This window comes from Burkholderia sp. MSh2, assembly GCF_000731655.1.
GTDB lineage: Bacteria > Pseudomonadota > Gammaproteobacteria > Burkholderiales > Burkholderiaceae > Burkholderia > Burkholderia paludis.
The window spans coordinates 1-3,433 of record NZ_JPGM01000141.1 but is presented as its reverse complement, the minus strand read 5'-3'; the positions used below and the strand labels follow the sequence as shown (position 1 = coordinate 3,433).

General features: G+C 67.0%; 3 protein-coding genes. 1 reads left to right on the top strand and 2 read right to left on the bottom strand.

Going from position 1 to position 3,433, the window contains the following annotated elements; genetic code table 11:
• On the bottom strand, positions 1-1,175 hold a 1,175-nt coding region (locus GQ57_RS37900), incomplete at its 3' end, for an acetyl-CoA C-acetyltransferase (protein WP_034200610.1).
• A 99-nt stretch (positions 1,176-1,274) separates the two neighbouring features.
• Positions 1,275-3,140 carry a class I poly(R)-hydroxyalkanoic acid synthase gene (gene phaC, locus GQ57_RS37895; protein ID WP_034200609.1) on the bottom strand — a complete coding sequence of 622 codons (1,866 nt, stop codon included), beginning with the start codon at positions 3,138-3,140 and terminating at the stop codon, positions 1,275-1,277.
• 21 nt (positions 3,141-3,161) lie between these two features.
• On the opposite strand from phaC, the gene GQ57_RS44095 reads away from it, so the two are divergent.
• A partial coding sequence (locus GQ57_RS44095; RefSeq protein WP_235215204.1) for a hypothetical protein occupies positions 3,162-3,433 on the top strand: 272 nt, incomplete at its 3' end.

The window sequence follows — 3,433 nt, the reverse complement described above, 5'->3', positions numbered from 1 at the left end:
CGCTCGACCGCGAGCGCGACCCCCATCCCGCCGCCGATGCACAGCGACGCCAGCCCGCGCTTCGCATCGCGCCTGACCATCTCGTGCAGCAGCGTCACCAGGATCCGGCAGCCCGACGCGCCGATCGGGTGACCGATCGCGATCGCCCCGCCGTTCACGTTCACCTTCGACGTGTCCCAGCCCATCTGCTTGTGCACCGCCAGCGCCTGCGCCGCGAATGCCTCGTTGATCTCCATCAGGTCCAGGTCGCCCGGCGTCCAGCCCGCGCGCTCCAGGCACCGCCGCGACGCCGGCACCGGGCCCATCCCCATCACGCTCGGATCCACGCCCGCGTTCGCGTACGCCTTGATCTTCGCCAGCGGCGTCAGCCCGAGAGCCGCCGCCTTCTGCGCCGACATCACCAGCACCGCCGCCGCGCCGTCGTTCAGCCCCGACGCATTCGCCGCCGTCACCGAGCCGTCCTTCGAGAACGCCGGCTTCAGCCCCGCCAGCGACTCCGCCGTCACGCCGTGACGCACGAACTCATCGGTCGCGAACTGCAGCGGCTCGCCCTTGCGCTGCGGGATCGACACCGGCACGATCTCCGCGTCGAAGCGGCCGGCCTTCTGCGCGGCTTCCGCCTTGTTCTGCGACAGCGCCGCGAACGCGTCCTGCTCCTCGCGCGTGATCCCGTACTCCTTCGCCACGTTCTCCGCCGTGACGCCCATGTGGTACTGGTTGTACACGTCCCACAGGCCGTCGACGATCATCGAGTCGACCAGCTTCGCGTCGCCCATCCGGAACCCGTCGCGCGAGCCCGGCAGCACGTGCGGCGCAGCGCTCATGTTCTCCTGCCCGCCCGCGATCACGATCTCCGCGTCGCCCGCGACGATCGCGTTCGCCGCCAGCATCACGGCCTTCAGGCCCGAGCCGCACACCTTGTTGATCGTCATGCCCGGCACCGCCGTCGGCAGCCCGGCCTTGATCAGCGACTGCCGCGCCGGGTTCTGCCCGGAACCGGCCGTCAGCACCTGCCCCAGAATCACTTCGCTGACCTGCTCGGGCTTCACGCCCGCGCGCTCCAGCACCGCGCGAATCACCGTCGCGCCCAGCTCCGGCGCCGCAATCTTCGCAAGCGAGCCGCCGAATTTGCCGACCGCGGTCCGCGCGGCCGATACGATCACTACGTCCGTCATTTCCCTTTCCTCCAGGCCCGCACGACACGGCGCATCGTTACCGGCCCTGTTAAAAAAACTGCGGTGCGCCGGACAGCGTGCGCCGCTGCCCGGTTTTCGTCAATCGCGCTGCAACACGTAGCGTCCCGGCGCCGGCTCGATCGCCGGAAACTGCGCGGAGCCGGGCCCGGCGGGCGGCGCCACCTTGCGGCCGCCGTACTGGTCGAGCCACTCGACCCAGGTCGTCCACCAGCTTCCCGGCTGCTCCGTCGCACCGGCGAACCAGTCGTCCGCCGATTCGGGCAGATCGGTGTCGTTGACCCAGAAGCTGCGCTTCTTCTTCGCCGGCGGATTGATCACGCCCGCGATGTGCCCCGACGCGCCGAGCACGAACTTCAACGGGCCCGACAGGATCGACGTCGACGCATAGGCCGTCTGCCACGGCACGATGTGATCCTCGCGCGAGCCGTAAATGAAGGTCGGCACGTCGATCAGCGACAGGTCGACCGGCTCGCCGCACACGGTCAGCGCGCCCGGCTCGCGCAGCTTGTTCTCGAGATAGGTATGGCGCAGGTACCACGCGTACATCGGGCCCGGCAAGCTCGTCGAGTCGCTGTTCCAGTACAGCAGGTCGAACGGCGCCGGCGTACGGCCCTTCAGGTAGTTGTCGACGACATAGTTCCACACGAGGTCGTTCGGCCGCAGGAACGAGAACGTGTTCGCGAACTCGACGCCGCGCATCAGCCCCGGCTGCGCGCCGCTCTTGCCGCCGATGGTCTGCTCGCGCATCTGCACGTGCGTCTCGTCGACGAACACGTCGAGAATGCCCGTGTCGGCGAAGTCGAGCATCGCGGTGAGCAGCGTCATCGATGCGGCCGGATGTTCGCCGCGCGCGGCAAGCACCGCCAGCGCGGTCGCGAGCATCGTGCCGCCGACGCAGAAGCCGAGCGTGTTGATCTGCTCGCGGCCGCTGACCTGCTGCACGGCGTCGATCGCCGCGAGCAGCCCTTCGTTCATGTAGTCGTCCCACGTCTTGTGCGCGACCGAGGCGTCCGCATTGCGCCACGACACCAGGAACACCTGATGACCGTTCGACAGCGCGTGCGCGACGAGCGAATTCTCGGGCTGCAGGTCGAGGATGTAGAACTTGTTGATGCACGGCGGGACGATCAGCAGCGGCCGCTCGAACACCGGGTCCGTTTTCGGCGTGTACTGGATCAGCTGGATCAGGTCGTTCTCGTAGACGACCGCGCCTTCGGTACACCCGAGGTTCTTGCCGACCACGAACTGCGTTTCGTCGGTCTGCGAAATCTTGCCGCGCTGCAAGTCGCCGAGCAGGTTCATCATCCCCTGCCGCAGGCTTTCGCCCTGCGTCTCGAGAATCGATTTCTGCGCGTCGGGATTGAGTGCGAGGAAGTTGCTCGGCGCGGTGGCCGCCGTCCATTGCTGGACCGTGAAACGGATGCGTTCGCGCGTCTTGGGGTCGGTCTGAAGCGCGTCGGCCAGCTCCTGCAGGTACCGCGCGTTGAGCAGGTACCAGGCGGCCGCGAACGCGTGGGCGGGCGACGCCTTCCACGCATCGCCGCTGAAGCGGCGGTCCTTCAGCTCCGGGGCCTCGAGCTTCGCGGCAGCCGCCTGCTGCATCAGCGTCATGCAGTCGCGTGCGTAACCGGCCTGCAGCGTCTGCAGCCGCTCGGGCGGAATCGCGGCGGCCGGCAGCTTCAGCCCGGCGAACGGCGACGCCATCGCGCCGAGATCGGGCATCGACGGCACCTGAAACGGAAACGATGTCGGGAACTGGAATGTCGCGAACGGGTTCACGGTGGCCGACGCGGTCGCGGCGCGCGCCGGATCCGCAAAACCGCGCCACGCGTTCAACCACGACTCGAACATCTGCTGCATCGGCTGGGCGGCCGGGTCGAAACCGATACTGCCCGTGGGAGTGCCCGCCTGCGCGGACGTCGACGATTTTTTCGATGCTGTCATTACCTGCCTTACCGGTGATTCGTGAGCGTCTATCGTGAAATCCTGCTCGCGCGCGGCGTGCCGGCTGCGAGCCGGGCCGTCATGCTCTGGAGAGGCGTCTCCAGATTCTGCCGCAGTGCGGTATTTTTATCATTATCGTTTTCCCCATGTGAAGCGCCATATCAAACTGCAGAACATTTCCGCACGGAGATAAGGCAGTCTCAAAAATCAAGTGCAACGATTAGCAAGTCCATTGATTTCCAGCTCCTTGGCCATTGCCTCCTCCGGCGTATCCCAGCCGAGGGTTTGACGAG

Bases quoted from the DNA above. Each gene is read 5' to 3' on its own strand.
- phaC (WP_034200609.1), bottom strand. From the start codon at position 3,140: ATGACAGCATCGAAAAAATCGTCGACGTCCGCGCAGGCGGGCACTCCC.